The organism is Pseudomonas sp. XP2 (assembly GCF_053557975.1).
Genome location: NZ_JBNRIK010000013.1, coordinates 1 through 16,390 on the forward strand (window position 1 = coordinate 1; position 16,390 = coordinate 16,390).

Consider the following 16,390-nt stretch of genomic DNA (forward strand, 5'->3'; position numbering starts at 1 on the left):
CAAGCATCTAGCCCTCTGCCGTGTCGACGTTAACCCATCATGGTCTCGAACTCCTCGTCAGTGAGGATCGAGGGAGCCCGCGCGATCTGCCCGAACTCAGGTACGCCGCAATCGACTCCTGCGTCACCTCGCCCAAAAACACCTGCTCGGCATCCAGCACCGGCAACCACGCCCGGTTGAACTCGTACATGCGCGACAGCAGGATGCGCAAATGTTCATCGTGCGACGCCGTGGCATTGAACGAACGCAGGAAGTCGCCACACGTCCCTTGCTGGCGGTGCATGTCACGTCGGCGCACATAGCCCAGTGCCTTGTTCTGTGCATCGGTCACCACGACATAGCGGCGGTCGTGCTCATCCAGCAGCTCGAGCGCATCGCTCACGGGCGTTTCCGGGCTCACCGATGGCGCGTTGTCCGCTGCATCCTCGGCGCGTACCAGCAGCAGGCGTTTGAGGGTGCTGTCCTGGCCAACGAAGTTGCTCACGAAGTCGTCCGCCGGGTGCGCCAGCAAGGTGTCGGGGTGGTCCAGCTGCAACAGTTTGCCGGCGCGGAAGATGGCAATCTTGTCGCCCAGCTTGATGGCCTCGTCAATGTCGTGGCTGACCATGATCACGGTCTTGTTCAGCGCCCGCTGCATCTCGAAGAACTCGTTCTGGATCATTTCGCGGTTGATCGGGTCGACCGCGCCGAACGGCTCGTCCATCAGCAATACCGGTGCTTCGGCCGCCAAGGCACGGATCACGCCGATCCGCTGCTGCTGGCCACCGGACAGCTCGCGCGGGTAGCGCTGCAGGTACTGCTTGGGTTCGAGCTTGATCATGTGCATCAGCTCACGCGCCCGCTCGTGGCACTTTTGCTTGTCCCAGCCGAGCAGGCGCGGGACCACGGTGATGTTCTCCTCGATGGTCATGTTGGGGAACAGGCCAATCTGCTGGATCACGTAACCAATGCGGCGGCGCAGGGTGACCTCGTCCAGCCCGGTAGTGTCTTCGCCGTTGATGAACACCTGGCCGGAGGTAGGGGTGATCAGGCGGTTGATCATTTTCAGCGTGGTGCTCTTGCCGCAGCCCGAGGGGCCGAGGAACACGCAGATTTCGCCTTCATTGACGGTGAGGTTCACCGAGTCGACGGCTTTGACGTCCTTGCCGTTGACGTTGAAGGTTTTGCTGAGGTTCTTCAGTTCGATCATGAGCGCAGTCCTTCTGGAGTCAGGGCACGTTGCAGGGTTTGCAGCAGCAGGTCGGCGATGATCGCCAGCAGGCTGACCAGTACGGCGCCGACCAGCAGCATCGACATGTCGCTGCGGCTGATGGAGGTAAGAATGAGTACGCCCAGGCCGCCGGCGCCGATGGTGGCGGCAATGGTCATGACGCCGATGTTCATGACTACGGCAGTGCGTACACCGGCGAGGATTACCGGTACCGCGATAGGCAGCTCGACCATGCGCAGGCGTTGGCCGAAGGTCATGCCAATGCCGCGTGCGGCTTCCCGGATACCGGGCTCGACATTGGTCAGGGCCAGGTAGGTATTTCGCATGATCGGCAGCAGCGAGTACAGGAACACTGCAGTGATCGCGGGTAGTGGACCCAGGCCTTGGCCGAACTTGGAGTAGAACGGCAGCAGCAGGCCGAACAGGGCAATCGACGGGATGGTAAGCAGCACCGTGGCGCTGGCTTGCAGCGGCCCGGCAACAGCCGGGAAGCGGGTCATCAAGATGCCCAACGGTACGCCGACGAGGATGGCCAGGCTCACTGCAACGCCCACCAGCATGATGTGCTGCCAGGTCAGTTGCAGCACCTGGGCCCAGTCCAGGTGGCTGAAGGTATCGATCAGGTTCATGGCTGGCCCTCGCTGTTCAGTGGGTGCTCGCGCAGGAAGGTGGCGGCCACGGTGCTCGGGTTCTGGTGCTGGACGTCAACCTTGGCGTTGAGCTGGCGCATGGTTTCGTCGTCCAGTTGCTCGGCCAGTGGCTTGAGCAGGGCGGCCAGTTGCGGGTTGGCGTCGAGCACGGCTTTGCGCACCACAGGCGCGGCGGTGTAGTCGGGGAAGTAGTGCTTGTCGTCTTCCAGCAGCTTGAGGTTGAACGCACTCAGGCGGCCATCGGTGGTGTACACCAAACCGGCGAACACCTGGTTATTGCGCATGGCGGTGTACACCAGGCCACCGTCCATCTGGCGGATGTTGCGCCGGTCCAGCGGCAAGCCGTACATCTCGCGCAGGCCAACCAGGCCGTCGGGGCGGTTGGCGAACTCGGTGTCCAGCGCCACCAGGTGGTTGCGCGGGCTTTCGTCACGCAGTACCTGGTTGAGGTCGCTGATGGTGTTGACCTGCGGGTAGGCGTCGGCCACTTGCTTGGGCAGGCCCAGTGCGTAGGTGTTGCTGAACTTCGACGGGGTCAGCCAGATCAGGTCCTTCTTTGCATCCAGCTCTTTGACCCTGGCGAAGGTGGCTTCGGCACTGGGCATGCGCTCGTCGATGTGGTTGTACGACACCAGCGAAACACCGGTGTATTCCCACATCAGATCAAGCTGGCCGGTTTCCTGGGCCTGGCGCGCGATGTTACTGCCAAGGCCGGTGGTGACGCGCACGTCAAAGCCATTGGCGCGCAGGTATTGCGCAGTGATTTCGGCGAGCACAGTCTGCTCGGTGAACACCCGCGCGCCGATGCGCACCAGCGGTTTTTCCGCTGCCTGGGCAAATCCTGCGAACAGCAGGGCCGCGCCCAGCAGCAAGGCGATTCTCTTGTTCATAGGTTCCCTATCCTTGTTGGGCCAGGCCACGTTCCAGCCAGCGCTTGCTGGAGAAACTCACCGCCGCGTCCAGCACCAGCGCCAGCAGTGCGGTGCAGGCGGCACCCAGCAGCAGCTGTGGCTGGTTGTTCAGGGCGATGCCGGGGAAGATCAGGCTGCCCAGGCTGTTGGCGCCGATCAGGAATGCCAGTGGCGCGGTGCCCACGTTCAATGCCAGGGCCACACGTACACCCCCGACGATGATCGGCACGGCATTCGGTAGCTCCACCTGCCAGAGTTGCTGGCGCGGGGTCATGCCGATGCCGGTGGCGGCTTCCTTGAGCGAGGCGGGGACGTTTTTCAGGCCCTCGTAGGTGTTGCGCACGATGGGCAGGAGGGAGGCGAGGAACAGCGCGAAGATCGCAGGCCCGGCGCCTATGCCCAGGATACTGAGCGCGATGGCCAGAACGGCCAGGGGAGGGATGGTGTTGCCAACGTTGAAAAACTGCATGAAGCGTTCGGCTTTGTCGACCCGGTGCGGTCGACTGAGGGCAATGCCAGCCGGGATGCCCACGGCCAGCGCCGCCGCCATCGAAGCCAGCACCAGAACCAGGTGCGCTTGCAGGTAGAACCCAAGATCGTCGCGGTAACGCGCGATCGTGTCGATGCCGATCCAGTGGACCAGCAGGGCCAGGATGACGAGCACGGTGGCGCATCCCAACAGCCCTTTACCGTAGCGTTTAGCCACAGGCGGACTCCTTGTGTTGTCGGCGAGCACACTTCTTTTTTGCCGGCCAGTCCTGGCGGCGGTTGGTGTGTTCGCGAGTAGCAGCGTGACGCACGCCGAAGGCTGCGATCAGGCCATGAGCCGAACCCCGTCGGGCCCGAAAATGCTGATGAAACCAGTCCCCAACCGAAGCGGGTTGCAGGGGAATGGACGTCTCCGTGGGCGTAAAGGTTCCCATTTGAGGCGGCATTTGGCCAGCGTTAATCACTGGGTGTCAGGAATTTTGGCGAGAAAAAACAGCAGCTTAATGCGCTGCAGGCGTTGAAATAACTGCGCTTTGGCCATTTGTCGCGATAAAGCGATTGTCAGATGTTTTTTTTGCCATTGGGCTGGCCCTGTCGCCGGCAAGCCCGCTCCCACAGGTACTGCGCAAGGCTTGAAAACAGCGCAGGTCATTGTGGGAGCGGGTTCACCCGCGAGACGCCGGCGCAACTGCCGCTGATTCAGCAGATTTTGGTCCCAGCCCAACTTCAGGTATGATATCGCCCCTTTTTGAATCCCCCAGTCAGGCGATTTCCCATGACCAACCAGGCCGCCGAAGTCGCGAAGCGCCGCACTTTCGCAATCATTTCCCACCCCGACGCCGGTAAGACCACCATCACCGAGAAGCTGCTGCTGATGGGTAAGGCCATTGCCGTCGCCGGTACCGTGAAGTCGCGCAAGTCCGACCGCCACGCCACTTCCGACTGGATGGAAATGGAGAAGCAGCGCGGCATCTCGATTACCACCTCGGTGATGCAGTTCCCGTACCGCGAGCACATGATCAACCTGCTCGACACCCCCGGCCACGAAGACTTCTCGGAAGACACCTACCGCACCCTGACCGCGGTGGACTCGGCGCTGATGGTGCTCGACGGCGGTAAAGGTGTAGAGCCGCGTACCATCGCCCTGATGGACGTCTGCCGCCTGCGTGATACGCCCATTGTCAGCTTTATCAACAAACTCGACCGTGACATCCGCGACCCGATCGAACTGCTCGACGAGATCGAAGCCGTTCTGAAGATCAAGGCTGCGCCGATCACCTGGCCGATTGGTTGCTACCGCGACTTCAAGGGCGTGTACCACCTGCGCGGTGACTACATCATTGTCTACACCCCGGGCCACGGCCATGAGCGTACCGAGGTGAAGATCATCGAGAAGCTCGACTCCGATGAAGCCCGCGCGCACCTGGGTGACGAATATGATCGCTTCCTCGAGCAGCTTGAGCTGGTACAGGGTGCATGCCATGAGTTCGACCAGGACGAATTCATCAACGGCCAATTGACGCCCGTGTTCTTTGGTACGGCGCTGGGCAACTTCGGTGTCGACCATGTGCTCGATGCCGTAGTCGACTGGGCGCCACGCCCGCTGGCTCGGGTCGCCCACGAGCGTACCGTGGAGCCGGTGGAAGAAAAGTTCACAGGTTTCGTGTTCAAGATCCAGGCGAACATGGACCCGAAACACCGTGACCGTATCGCCTTCATGCGCATCTGTTCGGGCAAGTACGAAAAGGGCATGAAGATGCGCCACGTGCGTACCGGCAAGGACCTGCGCATCGGTGATGCGCTGACCTTCTTCTCCTCTGAGCGCGAGCAGCTGGATGAGGCCTTTGCCGGCGACATCATCGGCCTGCACAACCACGGTACCATCCAGATTGGCGACACCTTCACCGAAGGTGAGGCGCTGGGCTTCACGGGGATTCCGCACTTTGCCCCGGAACTGTTCCGCCGCGTGCGCCTGAAGGACCCGCTCAAGTCCAAGCAGCTTCGCCAGGGCCTGCAGCAGCTGGCCGAAGAAGGCGCGACCCAGGTGTTCTTCCCCGAGCGCAGCAACGACATCATCCTCGGTGCGGTGGGTGTGCTGCAGTTCGATGTGGTCGCCAGCCGCCTGAAGGAAGAGTACAAAGTCGAATGCGCCTACGAGCCGATCACCGTGTGGTCGGCGCGCTGGATCAGCTGTGACGACAAGAAGAAGCTCGAGGAATTCCAGACCAAGGCCATGGAAAACCTGGCTATCGACGGTGGCGGGCACCTGACCTACCTGGCGCCGACCCGGGTCAACCTGGCGCTGATGGAAGAGCGCTGGCCGGATGTGAAATTCCGCGCGACCCGCGAACACCATTAAGGCCTGAAATCGGGGGCTGCAAAGCAGCCCCATTTCAATTTCCGGCTTTGATACTGGTCCAGATCCGGGTGCGAATGCGGTCGATCTTCGCTGGCATCGCCTCCAGCGCATACAACTTGCCCATCATGTCTTCGCTCGGGTAAATCATCGTATTGCCCTTCATGGCCGGCTCCACCAGCCCGTCCGCCTTCAGGTTGCCGTTGGCGTACTGCACATGGTTGCTGATGTTGGCCATCACCTCTGGCTGCAGCAGGTAGTTCATGTAGGCATACCCGGCTTTTTCGTCCGGTGCATCGGCCGGCATGGCCACCATGTCAAACCACATGGGCGCGCCTTCCTTGGGTATCGAGTAGCCCACCTTCACCCCGTTCTTCGCTTCTTCGGCACGGTTTTTCGCTTGCAGCACATCCCCCGAGAAGCCCACCACCACACAGATATCGCCATTGGCCAGGTCGCCGGTGTACTTCGATGAATGGAAGTAGCTGATGTAAGGCCGCACCTGCATCAACAGCGCCTTGGCCTTGTCGTAGTCCGCCGGGTTCTGGCTGTGGTGCGGCAGGCCCAGGTAGTGCAGGGCAATCGGCAGCAGTTCGGGGCCGTTGTCCAGCACGGCGACGCCACAGCTTTTCAGCTTGCTCATGTACTCGGGCTTGAAGATCAGGTCCCACGAATCCACCGGCGCGTTGTCGCCGAGCACCGCCTTGACCTTGTCGATGTTGTAGCCAATGCCGGTACTGCCCCACAGGTACGGGAAGCCGTACTGGTTGCCGGGGTCGTTTACCTCCAGTGCCTTGAGCAGCACCGGGTTGAGGTTTTGCCAGTTGGGCAGCTGCGACTTGTCCAGCTTCTTCAGGGCCTTGCCCTGGATCTGCCGTGCCATGAAGTGGTTGGAGGGGAACACCACATCGTAGCCGGAGTTGCCGGTCATCAGCTTGCCGTCGAGGGTTTCGTTGCTGTCGTACACATCGTAGGTGGGCACGATGCCACTGGCTTGCTGGAAGTTCTTCAGCGTGTCGGGGGCGACGTAGCTGGACCAGTTGTAGATTTTCACCGTTTCGGCGGCGTTGGCCACACTGGCGGCCAGCATCAGAGGAGCGAGAAGGAGCGTGCGCATGTCGGGTTTACCTTGCTTTGTCTGTTGTTATCGAAGGCAGGCGATCAGCGGATCAGAAGATAAGTACGTAGGTCTTGCGCACGGTCTCCTGGATGTCCCAGGTGCCTGTGCTGTTGGCCGGTAGCATCAATGCGTCTCCGGCTTCTATGACCAGGGGTTCGCCACCGTCAGGGGTGAAGGTGCAGCGGCCCTTGATGAAATGGCAGAACTCCTGTTGCACGATCTGCCGCCGCCAGCGCCCGGGGGTGCACTCCCAGATGCCGGTCTCGACGCCATCACTGCGTTCCACGCAGGTGACAGACGTTACAGCCACGGGGTCGCCAAGTGGCACCGCGACCGGGTTGGAGCTGTCGAGCACAGCGCTGTCGGTGTTCTTGAACTGGGTGATGCTCATGACCGGTGGATCCTGTGCAGTTGATAAGGGAAGTCAGTGCATGAAGCCTTCCATGAAGTCCGCAAGCGAGCTGGCCAGGCGCCGCCTCCACGGCGCGCTGGCGGGGTTGGCGAGGGTGCGGTCCTCGTGGACGAAGCTTTGGATGATCGCGTTGTAGCCCAGCCAGCGACAGGGCTCGGGCGGCCAGCTGGCCAGGCTCGAAACCGGGCGGTTGTCCATTACCCAAGGTTGTGCCGTCAGTTCGTTGTGCTGGTTAAGGATCAGCGCGGCCAGGGTGCGCCCGCCCAGGTTGGTGGCACCGACGCCTTCGCCACCGTAGCCACCGGCCAGGGCAATGCCGCGCTGGCGGTCGCAGAGCATGTGCGGGCGGAAGCGCCGCGCCATGCCCAGGTTGCCGCCCCAGGAGTGAGTGGTGCGCACATGCTTGAGCTGGGGGAACAGCTCGCTGAACAGGTAGCGGCGCAGTTCGATTTCGTGCGCTTGGAGGTTGAAGTTTTCGCGCAGGCGGCCACCGAAACGGTAACCACCGCGTGCGCCGAATACCAGGCGGTTATCGGCAGTACGCTGGCCGTAGGTGACCTGCCTGCTGCTCTCGCTGAAGGCTTGGCCCTGGCTCAGGCCGATCTGCTCCCAGGTGGCCTCCGGCAGCGGTTCGGTGGCCACCAGCAAGCTCTGCACAGGCAACCTGTGCTTGCCCAGCGGCGGCAGGCTGGCCGCATAGCCTTCAACAGCGGGCACCATCCACTGGCAGCGGATGCGCGCCATCGGGGTGCGCACTTCGCCGGGCTGCCAATCGATTGCAGGGGTGTTTTCGTAGATCGGCACACCCAGCGCTTCGACCGCGCGCGCCAGGCCGCGCACCAGCTTGGCCGGCTGGATGGTTGCGGTGTGCGGGCTGTAGATGGCGCCAAACGCATTGCTGACCCGCAGCTGGCTGCCCAACTGCTCGGGGCGTAGCCAGCGGTAGTCATCCTCGGTCATGCCTTGGCGATACAGGTCGTCGAGGTAGGCGCGCAGGCTGCGCTCCTGCTCCGGGTAGCGTGCCGCGCAGTACAGCACACCCCCTTTGCGGTAGTCGCAGTCGATGCCTTCGCGCTGCAGCACTGCGTGTACTTCATCGGGTATGCCGTGTAGCAGGTCGATGCTGGCGCGGCGCTGTTGGGGCGACAGGGTGGCCAGCAGGCGGTCTTCGCCCAACAGGTTGCCCATCAGCCAGCCGCCATTGCGCCCAGAGGCGCCGAAACCGGCAATGTTGGCGTCGATGACCACGATGTTCAGCTGTGGCGCCTGGCGCTTGAGGTAGTAGGCGGTCCACAGGCCTGTGTAGCCGGCGCCGATAATGCACACATCCGCGTGCAGGTCTTCGCGCAGGGCCGGGCGGGCGCACAGTGGCTCGTCGAGCTGGTCCATCCACAGGCTTATCGTGCGCAGGGGTTGCATCGGGTTCGACTCCACATCCGTCAAGGTCTGTGGGTGATCCTAGTGATGTGGGCCGGCCGCTGTCTTACGTGCGTGCACGCAGGGAAAATTGCTTCAGGTAAGCCTTGGGTGTGAACCCGGTGTGTTCACGGAAGCACTTGTAGAACGCCGACAGCGAGTTGAAGCCGGCGCTGAAGGCCAGCTCATCGATCGTCGCTTCGACGCTGTCATCGTCAAGGCTGGCCATCAGGTGCTGCAGGCGGGCCTGGTTGACGTAGCGGTAGAAGCTTTGCCCCAGCACCTGGTTCAGCAGGTAGGAAATCTGGTTGCGGCTGTAGCCACTGGCGTCGGCGACTTGCTGCAGGTTCAGTTCTGCGTCCAGGTAGGGGCGCTTGCGCTGGAAGTAGTGCTCCAGGTCCTGGGCCATGGTCGACAACTGCCGGGGTGACAGGCCCAGGCGACTGGTTGCCGGGCGCGGGCCTGCGCTGGCGTGGCGGGTGCCGTTGTGGCGGACCAGCGTGGCGTATTCGTTGACCTGCCAGATAAGCCCGTCCTTGACGGTGATCGCTTCGCTGGACTTGAACGCTACCAGGCCGTCACCGCCCTGGACCGTGACCTGGTACTGGATGAACGCTGTGCAGCCGTCGACGCGGATGCGGTCGCTGTGGACGATGTCTTCGCCGGCCTCATGGGGCAGGCAGGCGCGGACGTAGTCGCGCAGCTCCTGGTAGCCGAGCACGCGGTTCTGGAAGAAGTCGTGGTACTGGATGTCAGGGTGGTAGAGCGCCATCACGCCGTCTAGATCGCGGTGCTTCCAGCACAGGTGATAGCGCAGCACCGTGTCTGCGGTAATCGGGGTGTGGGCAGGGCCATCAGGGAGCGTCATGGGTGAATGATGCCTCGTCGCCAAGTTTGCGACAAGAATGCAGAACACCTGATGCACAGGGCCCAGTCGCGCAATTTGCACGATTCAAAATTAATCCGTTTTTCCAACTCATTGTTTTTCAATGGGTTAATTTTTTGTCACAACTGGCACAGCCGCTGCAAAGGTTACTGCGCGAATGGACTTGTCGCTAACCACTTAAGGCGAAAACATCATGATCACCCCTGCCGACTATCCCGCTGTCGATTCACAAAGCCGCTCAGGTGTTTCCTGGGCTGCGATCTTCGCTGGCGCCGCTACTGCAGCTGCCTTGTCTCTGATCCTGGTGGTCCTTGGTGCAGGGCTTGGCTTTGCAGCCACTTCACCTTGGGCAGACGAGGGGGCGAGTGCAAAAGCCTTGGGCATTTCCACCATCGTATGGCTGCTGCTGACGCAGATCATCGCTTCGGGCCTGGGTGGCTACATTGCCGGCCGGCTGCGGGTGAAATGGGCCAACCTGCATGGCGATGAAGTGTATTTCCGCGATACCGCGCATGGTTTCCTGTCCTGGGCCGTAGCAACTCTGGTGGCTGCCATGTTGGTGCTGGGTGCTGCGGGCAACCTGGTGGGTGCTGGTGCCAGTGCAGCTTCGCAGGCGGCTACCGTATCGGCCGCTGCCGGTGGTGCCGCGGCGTCCGGTGACAACAACGATTCGATGGGCTATTTCGTCGATAGCCTGTTCCGTGGGGATGGCCCGGCGCCGGTCAGCGAGGATGCAGCCAATGGCGTGGCCGCACGCATCCTGGCCAAAGGCATTGCCAGCGATGGTGCGCTGCCTGCCGAAGACCGTACCTACCTGGCGCAGCTGGTGGCCCAGCGTACGCGCTTGACCCAGGCCGAAGCCGAAGCCCGTGTCGATCAGGTGATGGGCCAGGTGCAACAGCTGAAGCTGAAGGCCAAGCAAGCCGCTGATACCGCCGCCAAGGTCGCTGCCTGGACAGCGCTGTGGACCTTCGTCGCGCTGCTGTGTGGCGCCTTCTTCGCCAGCCTTGCAGCGCTCTACGGTGGTCGCCGCCGTGACCAGGTGCAGTGGCTGGAAGGTGAATACGTAGCCCATCGCACCATTCAACGTTAAGCAAGGAGAACTGACATGCGCTCGATACTGCTCTGGATGCTTGGTGTACCGATCCCGGTCATCATCCTGATTGCCATTTTCATGCATTGACCGAGAGGGCCGCTTTGCGGCCCATTCGCAGCACAAGGCTGCTCCTACAGACGACCGCGATATCCCCTGTTATCGCGGTCCCTTGCAGGAGCAGCCTTGTGCTGCGAATGGGGCGCAGAGCGCCCCCGGTCATCTACAGGAACTGCTCGGCATAGTGGCAAGCCACCTGCCGGCTACTCACCTGCCGCAACGCCGGCACCTCCTTGGCACAGCGTTCCGTCGCATACGGGCAGCGCTTGTGAAACGCACACCCATCTGGCGGGTTCAACGGGTTGGGCAGCTCCCCGACAATGCGGATCATCGGCTTCAGCGGATCCGGGTGAATGGCAGGTGTTGCCGACAGCAGCGCCTGGGTATAGGGATGCAGCGGCCGCTCGTAAATATCCGTTTTCGGCCCCATCTCTGCCGGTCGTCCCAGGTACATCACCAGTACGTGATCGGCCACATGCCGCACCACCGCCAGGTTGTGCGAGATGAACACGTAGGCGGTGTTGAACTCCTTCTGCAAATCCATGAACAGGTTCAGTACCTGCGCCTGGATCGACACATCCAATGCCGAGGTCGGCTCGTCCGCCACCAGCACTTTTGGCTGCAGCATCATCGCTCGGGCCAAGGCGATACGCTGGCGCTGGCCACCAGAGAACATATGTGGATAGCGCTGGTAATGCTCGGGGCGCAGGCCCACCTGCTCCATCATTTTTTGCACTTTCTCGCGCCGTTCGGCTTTGCTCAGCGAGGTGTTGATCAGCAGCGGCTCGGCCAGCTGGTCACCAATTTTCTGCCGTGGGTTGAGCGAGGCGTAGGGGCTCTGGAACACCATCTGCACGTCGCGCCGCAGTTGCTTGCGCTCAGCCTTGCTTGCGCCGTTCACCTCGGTGCCGGCAATTTGCAGCGAGCCGGACGACGGCTCTTCGATCAGGGTCAGGGCGCGGGCCAGGGTGGACTTGCCGCAGCCCGACTCGCCGACCACCGCCAGGGTCTTGCCGGCTTCCAGTTCGAACGATACGCCATTCAGCGCACGGACCAGGGCGTGCCCTTTGAACAGGCCGCGGGAGACTTCGTAATGCCGGGTAAGCTCGCGCGCAGATAGAACGACGGCCATCACGCCACCTCCTGGTTCAACGGGTAGAAACAACGCACCAGGCTGTGAGCCTGGGGATCGAGGGGAGGGCGCTGGCGCCGACAGTTGTCCTGCACATAGGGGCAGCGCGGCGACAACAGGCAGCCGACGGGGCGGTCGTAGCGGCCAGGGACGATGCCAGGCAGGGTGGCCAGGCGCTCGGCGCCGATGCTGTGCTCGGGGATCGCCGCCAGCAGGGCTTCGCTGTAGGGGTGGGCGGGCACGTCGAACAGCATCGGCACCTGGCCCACCTCGACGGCTTCGCCTGCGTACATCACGCATACCCGCTTGGCCGTTTCGGCGACCACGGCGAGGTCGTGGGTGATCAGGATGAGCGCCATGTTGCGCTCCTTCTGCAGGTTGACCAGCAGCTCCATGATCTGCGCCTGGATGGTCACGTCCAGTGCGGTGGTCGGCTCGTCGGCGATCAGCAGCTTGGGCTCGCCGGCAATGGCCATGGCAATCGCCACACGCTGGCTCATGCCGCCAGACAGCTGATGCGGATAGGCATCCAGGCGGCTTTGCGCAGCTGGGATCTCGACCTTTTTCAACAGCTCAAGGGCACGCTGGCGCGCGGCCTTGCCCTTCAGGCCCAGGTGCTGGCGCAGCACTTCTTCGATCTGGTAGCCCACGGTATAGCTGGGGTTGAGGGCGGTCATCGGGTCCTGGAAGACCATGGCGATGTCCTTGCCCACCACCTTGCGCCGCTGGCGGCCGCTGAGCTTGAGCATGTCGGTGCCGTCGAAACGGAGGGCATCGGCGGTGATGCGCCCGGGGGCGTCGATCAGGCCCATCAAGGCCATCATGGTCACGGATTTGCCCGAGCCGGATTCGCCGACGATGGCCAGGATCTCGCCAGCCTCCACCGACAGGTCCAGGCCATCGACGACAGGTACGGCATTGGCGTCGCCGAAGCGCACGTTCAGGTTGTTGATCTGCAACAGTGACATGGCGTTCTCCTCAGGCGGCGTTCTTGAGTTTCGGGTCCAGCGCATCGCGCAGGCCGTCGCCCATCAGGTTGATTGCCAGCACACTGAGCAGAATGGTCAGGCCGGGCAGGCTCACCACCCACCAGGCGCGCTCGATATAGTCACGGGCCGAAGCCAGCATGGTGCCCCACTCCGGGGTGGGTGGTTGTACGCCCAGGCCCAGGAAGCCCAAGGCGGCAGCATCGAGGATCGCTGAAGAGAAGCTGAGGGTAGCCTGCACGATCAGTGGCGCCATGCAGTTGGGCAGCACGGTGACGAACATCAGCCGTGGCAGCCCGGCACCCGCCAGGCGTGCGGCGGTGACGTAGTCGCGGTTCAGTTCAACCATTACCGCAGCCCGGGTCAGGCGCACGTAGGAGGGCAGTGAGACGATGGCGATGGCGATTACCGTGTTGATCAGGCCTGGGCCGAGGATGGCGACGATGGCCACGGCCAGCAGCAGGGAGGGCAGGGCCAACATCACATCCATCAGGCGCATGATCGATGGGCCGAGGATGTGCGGGAAGAAGCCGGCCAGCAGGCCCAGCAGGATGCCTGGGATCAGCGACATCACCACCGACGACAGGCCGATCAGCAGCGACAGCCGCGCCCCCTGTATCAGGCGCGAAAGCAGGTCGCGGCCCAGTTCGTCGGTGCCGAGGATGAACTGCCAGCTGCCGCCTTCCAGCCATACCGGCGGGGTCAGCAGGAAGGCGCGGTACTGCTCGCTCGGGTCATGCGGGGCGACCCACGGCGCGAACAGTGCACAGAACACCACCAGGCACATGAAGGCCAGGCCCATCACTGCGCCTTTGTTGCGCGCAAAGGCTTGCCAGAATTCTTTGTACGGCGAGGGGTAGAGCAGGCTCTGGTCCACCGGGCTGGCCGGCGACACGGATTTTGCAATCGGGCTAGTCATGGCGAAGGCCTCAGCGCTGATGACGGATGCGTGGGTTGGCCAGGCCGTAGAGGATGTCCACGACGAAGTTGACCAGGATTACCAGGCAGGCGATCAACAGGATGCCGTTCTGGACCACGGGGTAGTCACGGGCACCGATGGCTTCGATCAGCCACTTGCCGATGCCCGGCCAGGAAAAGATGGTTTCGGTCAGCACCGCACCGGCCAGCAGCGTGCCGACCTGCAGGCCGAACACGGTCAGCACCGGAATCAAGGCATTGCGCAGGCCGTGCACGAACACCACGCGGGCCGGCGACAGGCCTTTGGCGCGGGCGGTGCGGATGTAGTCTTCGCGCAGTACTTCAAGCATCGACGAACGGGTCATGCGGGCGATGACTGCCAGCGGGATGGTACCCAGCACGATGGCCGGCAGGATCAGGTGCATCACCGCGTCCTTGAAGGCGCCTTCTTCGTCGCTGAGCAGGGTATCGATGAGCATGAAGCCGGTTTTCGGCTCAATGTCGTAGAGCAGGTCGATGCGCCCGGACACTGGGGTCCAGCCCAGGCTCACCGAGAAGAACATGATCAGGATCAGGCCCCACCAGAAGATCGGCATCGAGTAGCCGGCCAGGGAAATGCCCATCACCCCGTGGTCGAACAATGAACCGCGCTTGAGCGCGGCGATCACCCCGGCCAGCAGGCCGACGATACCGGCGAACAGCAGGGCGGCGAAGGCCAGCTCCAGGGTGGCCGGGAACAGGGTGAGAAACTCGGTCCACACGCTTTCGCGGGTGCGCAGCGATTCGCCGAGGTCACCCTGGGCCAGCTTGCCGACATAGTCCAGGTACTGGACCGGCAGTGGCTTGTTCAGGCCCAGGCGCTCCATGGCCTGGGCGTGCATTTCGGGATCGACCCTGCGCTCGCCCATCATGACTTCCACCGGGTCGCCGGGGATCAGGCGTATGAGCGCAAAGGTCAGCAAGGTGATGCCGAAAAAGGTCGGTATCAGCAGGCCAAGGCGCCGGGCAATAAAACTCAACATTGTCGGGGTTACCTCATCAGGCCGCGGGGCGATCAGCCCGGTACGGCAATGCCGCCGGTCCCCGTGTGGGTTGCCGGCGGTCGTTGTTGTTCTACTTCACCTTGGTGGTGGCGAAGTTATTGTTGGTCAGAGGGCTGATCACGTAGCCCTCCACGTTGTCACGCATGGCGGTGAACATCTTTGGATGGGCCATGCTGATCCAGGGCTGGTCGTCATCGTACACCTTCAATGCCTCGCTATAGAGCCTTGCGCGTTCGTCGTTGTCGACCACCTCGCGGGCACGGGTGATCAGCTCCTGGAATTTCGAGTTGCACCAGCGGGCGTAGTTCTCGCCGGTTTTGGCGGCGTCGCAACTGAGCAGCGGGGTGAGGAAGTTGTCGGGGTCGCCGTTGTCGCCAGCCCAGCCGGTGGACACGAGGTCGGCCTCGCCATTTTTTGCACGGCGCAGCATTTCGGCCCATTCCATCACGCGGATATCCAGCTGCAGGCCGATCTGCTTCAGGTCGGCCTGCAGCATCTCGGCCGACAGGCGCGGGTTAGGGTTGGTCATGCCACCGCCGTTGCGGGTAAACAGTGTGATCACCGTGCCTTCCGGTACGCCAGCTTCCTTGAGCAGGGCGCGTGCCTTTGCGAGGTCGCGGGGCGGGTTCTGGTTGGCGGTGTTGTAGCCAGGCATGGTCGGTGGGTAGGGGTTCACACCCACCAGCGCGTTGCCTTTGCCGAACAGCTGGTCGACATGAGTCTGCCGATCGAACGCCATATTGATGGCTTTGCGCACGCGTACATCGCTGAGGTATTTGTGCTCGGTATTCATGGCGATGTAGCCGGTGACAAGCGCTTCGATTTCGGCGACCTTGAGTTTCGGGTCGGCCTTGATCGATGGCACGTCATCCGGCTTGGGGTACAACGCGACCTGGCATTCGTTGGCGCGCAGCTTCTGCAGGCGCACGTTGCTGTCGGTGGCGATGGCGAACACCAGCGCGTCGGCCGGCGGTTTGCCGCGGAAGTAGTCTGGGTTGGGTTTGAAGCGGACCTGCGCATCCTTGTTGTAACGCTGGAAGATGAACGGGCCGGTGCCGACCGGCTTGCTGTTCAGCTCGGCGGTTTTACCGGCCCTGAGCAACTGGTCACCGTACTCGGCGGAGTAGATCGAGGTGAAGCCCATGGCCATGTCATGCAGGAACGGTGCTTCCGGCCGGGCCAGGGTGATCACCACGGTGTGGTCGTCGGTCTTGATCACCGATTTGAGCAGCTGCTTGAAGGCCATGCTTTCAAAATACGGGTAGCCGACGCTGGTTTTGTCGTGCCACGGGTGGTGCGGGTCAAGCTGGCGGTTGAGGCTCCACAGCACATCGTCGGCGTTGAAGTCGCGGGTCGGCTCGAAGTAGTCGGTGGTGTGGAACTTCACCCCTTGGCGCAGATGGAAGGTGTAGGTCAGCCCGTCTGGCGAAATGTCCCAGCGCTCGGCCAGGGCCGGCTGGACGTCGGTGGTGCCTGGTTTGAAGTCGACCAGGCGGTTGAACAGTGTCTCGGACGTCGCATCAAGTGTGACCGCGGTGGTGTACTGGACAACGTCGAACCCTTCCGGGCTGGCCTCGGTACAGACCACCAGCGGTTTGGCTGCCAGCTGCGTTGCGCTGCCCAGCACCAGCGTGGCGAGGGCAAGGCGTAACGTTAGCGATTTGATGAAAGCTCTCTGCATGGGTTGAACACTCCCTGCTTTTGCATT

The 16,390-nt window shown here is 62.5% G+C and carries 15 protein-coding genes; 2 read left to right on the forward strand and 13 right to left on the reverse strand.

Features of this window, described 5'->3' with window-relative positions; all coding sequences use genetic code 11:
* Positions 1–37: 37 nt before the first annotated feature.
* The 4 genes from ACK1VC_RS15340 to ACK1VC_RS15355 are packed head-to-tail and all read right to left on the reverse strand — an operon-like array spanning position 38 to position 3,477.
* Positions 38–1,189 carry an osmoprotectant ABC transporter ATP-binding protein OsmV gene (locus ACK1VC_RS15340; RefSeq protein ID WP_449117979.1) on the reverse strand — a complete coding sequence of 384 codons (1,152 nt, stop codon included), beginning with the start codon at positions 1,187–1,189 and terminating at the stop codon, positions 38–40.
* Positions 1,186–1,839 (reverse strand): ABC transporter permease, encoded by a 654-nt coding sequence (locus ACK1VC_RS15345; protein WP_016484994.1) that lies wholly within the window; start codon positions 1,837–1,839, stop codon positions 1,186–1,188. Before ACK1VC_RS15345 ends, ACK1VC_RS15340 begins: the two co-directional genes overlap by 4 nt.
* Positions 1,836–2,750, reverse strand: a complete 915-nt coding sequence (locus ACK1VC_RS15350; RefSeq protein ID WP_016484995.1) for a glycine betaine ABC transporter substrate-binding protein — start codon at positions 2,748–2,750, stop codon at positions 1,836–1,838. The genes ACK1VC_RS15345 and ACK1VC_RS15350 overlap by 4 nt, the downstream gene beginning before the upstream one ends.
* A gap of 7 nt (positions 2,751–2,757) precedes the next feature.
* Positions 2,758–3,477 carry an ABC transporter permease gene (locus ACK1VC_RS15355; RefSeq protein WP_016484996.1) on the reverse strand — a complete coding sequence of 240 codons (720 nt, stop codon included), beginning with the start codon at positions 3,475–3,477 and terminating at the stop codon, positions 2,758–2,760.
* Between the two features lie 558 nt (positions 3,478–4,035).
* On the opposite strand from ACK1VC_RS15355, the gene ACK1VC_RS15360 reads away from it, so the two are divergent.
* Complete coding sequence (locus tag ACK1VC_RS15360) at positions 4,036–5,619, forward strand: peptide chain release factor 3 (RefSeq protein ID WP_016484997.1); 1,584 nt, start codon at positions 4,036–4,038, stop codon at positions 5,617–5,619.
* A 34-nt stretch (positions 5,620–5,653) separates the two neighbouring features.
* On the opposite strand, the gene ACK1VC_RS15365 is transcribed toward ACK1VC_RS15360, so the two are convergent.
* From ACK1VC_RS15365 to ACK1VC_RS15380, 4 genes are all read right to left on the reverse strand, one after another.
* Entirely contained in the window at positions 5,654–6,733 is a 1,080-nt protein-coding gene (locus ACK1VC_RS15365) for a polyamine ABC transporter substrate-binding protein (RefSeq protein ID WP_060517629.1), read from the reverse strand.
* A gap of 52 nt (positions 6,734–6,785) precedes the next feature.
* Entirely contained in the window at positions 6,786–7,127 is a 342-nt protein-coding gene (locus tag ACK1VC_RS15370; protein WP_016484999.1) for a cupin domain-containing protein, read from the reverse strand.
* Between the two features lie 33 nt (positions 7,128–7,160).
* Entirely contained in the window at positions 7,161–8,567 is a 1,407-nt protein-coding gene (locus ACK1VC_RS15375; protein ID WP_449117980.1) for an NAD(P)/FAD-dependent oxidoreductase, read from the reverse strand.
* A gap of 64 nt (positions 8,568–8,631) precedes the next feature.
* Positions 8,632–9,432 (reverse strand): helix-turn-helix domain-containing protein, encoded by an 801-nt coding sequence (locus ACK1VC_RS15380; protein WP_024717618.1) that lies wholly within the window; start codon positions 9,430–9,432, stop codon positions 8,632–8,634.
* A 211-nt stretch (positions 9,433–9,643) separates the two neighbouring features.
* On the opposite strand from ACK1VC_RS15380, the gene ACK1VC_RS15385 reads away from it, so the two are divergent.
* A complete protein-coding gene (locus tag ACK1VC_RS15385) occupies positions 9,644–10,543 on the forward strand; it encodes a hypothetical protein (RefSeq protein ID WP_016485002.1) in 900 nt (299 codons plus the stop codon).
* A 223-nt stretch (positions 10,544–10,766) separates the two neighbouring features.
* Here ACK1VC_RS15385 and ACK1VC_RS15390 read toward each other — a convergent pair whose 3' ends face one another.
* The 5 genes from ACK1VC_RS15390 to ACK1VC_RS15410 all read right to left on the reverse strand — a co-directional run bounded on the left by ACK1VC_RS15390 (position 10,767) and on the right by ACK1VC_RS15410 (position 16,363).
* The gene (locus tag ACK1VC_RS15390; RefSeq protein ID WP_191087301.1) at positions 10,767–11,735 is read right to left on the reverse strand and encodes a peptide ABC transporter ATP-binding protein; all 969 of its coding nucleotides are present in this window, start codon (positions 11,733–11,735) and stop codon (positions 10,767–10,769) included.
* Positions 11,735–12,703 (reverse strand): ABC transporter ATP-binding protein, encoded by a 969-nt coding sequence (locus ACK1VC_RS15395; RefSeq protein ID WP_191087302.1) that lies wholly within the window; start codon positions 12,701–12,703, stop codon positions 11,735–11,737. Before ACK1VC_RS15395 ends, ACK1VC_RS15390 begins: the two co-directional genes overlap by 1 nt.
* A gap of 10 nt (positions 12,704–12,713) precedes the next feature.
* Positions 12,714–13,640 carry an ABC transporter permease subunit gene (locus ACK1VC_RS15400; protein WP_191087303.1) on the reverse strand — a complete coding sequence of 309 codons (927 nt, stop codon included), beginning with the start codon at positions 13,638–13,640 and terminating at the stop codon, positions 12,714–12,716.
* Between the two features lie 10 nt (positions 13,641–13,650).
* Entirely contained in the window at positions 13,651–14,661 is a 1,011-nt protein-coding gene (locus tag ACK1VC_RS15405) for an ABC transporter permease subunit (protein ID WP_016485006.1), read from the reverse strand.
* 91 nt (positions 14,662–14,752) lie between these two features.
* Entirely contained in the window at positions 14,753–16,363 is a 1,611-nt protein-coding gene (locus ACK1VC_RS15410; protein WP_191087304.1) for an ABC transporter substrate-binding protein, read from the reverse strand.
* Between the last annotated feature and the right edge of the window lie 27 nt (positions 16,364–16,390).

Excerpts from the sequence above, each read along its gene's own strand:
- ACK1VC_RS15340 (WP_449117979.1), bottom strand. The coding sequence starts at position 1,189 with ATGATCGAACTGAAGAACCTCAGCAAAACCTTCAACGTCAACGGCAAG.
- ACK1VC_RS15345 (WP_016484994.1), bottom strand. The coding sequence starts at position 1,839 with ATGAACCTGATCGATACCTTCAGCCACCTGGACTGGGCCCAGGTGCTG.
- ACK1VC_RS15350 (WP_016484995.1), bottom strand. The coding sequence starts at position 2,750 with ATGAACAAGAGAATCGCCTTGCTGCTGGGCGCGGCCCTGCTGTTCGCA.
- ACK1VC_RS15360 (WP_016484997.1), top strand. The coding sequence starts at position 4,036 with ATGACCAACCAGGCCGCCGAAGTCGCGAAGCGCCGCACTTTCGCAATC.
- ACK1VC_RS15365 (WP_060517629.1), bottom strand. The coding sequence starts at position 6,733 with ATGCGCACGCTCCTTCTCGCTCCTCTGATGCTGGCCGCCAGTGTGGCC.
- ACK1VC_RS15370 (WP_016484999.1), bottom strand. The coding sequence starts at position 7,127 with ATGAGCATCACCCAGTTCAAGAACACCGACAGCGCTGTGCTCGACAGC.
- ACK1VC_RS15375 (WP_449117980.1), bottom strand. The coding sequence starts at position 8,567 with ATGCAACCCCTGCGCACGATAAGCCTGTGGATGGACCAGCTCGACGAG.
- ACK1VC_RS15380 (WP_024717618.1), bottom strand. The coding sequence starts at position 9,432 with ATGACGCTCCCTGATGGCCCTGCCCACACCCCGATTACCGCAGACACG.
- ACK1VC_RS15385 (WP_016485002.1), top strand. The coding sequence starts at position 9,644 with ATGATCACCCCTGCCGACTATCCCGCTGTCGATTCACAAAGCCGCTCA.
- ACK1VC_RS15390 (WP_191087301.1), bottom strand. The coding sequence starts at position 11,735 with ATGGCCGTCGTTCTATCTGCGCGCGAGCTTACCCGGCATTACGAAGTC.
- ACK1VC_RS15395 (WP_191087302.1), bottom strand. The coding sequence starts at position 12,703 with ATGTCACTGTTGCAGATCAACAACCTGAACGTGCGCTTCGGCGACGCC.
- ACK1VC_RS15400 (WP_191087303.1), bottom strand. The coding sequence starts at position 13,640 with ATGACTAGCCCGATTGCAAAATCCGTGTCGCCGGCCAGCCCGGTGGAC.
- ACK1VC_RS15405 (WP_016485006.1), bottom strand. The coding sequence starts at position 14,661 with ATGTTGAGTTTTATTGCCCGGCGCCTTGGCCTGCTGATACCGACCTTT.
- ACK1VC_RS15410 (WP_191087304.1), bottom strand. The coding sequence starts at position 16,363 with ATGCAGAGAGCTTTCATCAAATCGCTAACGTTACGCCTTGCCCTCGCC.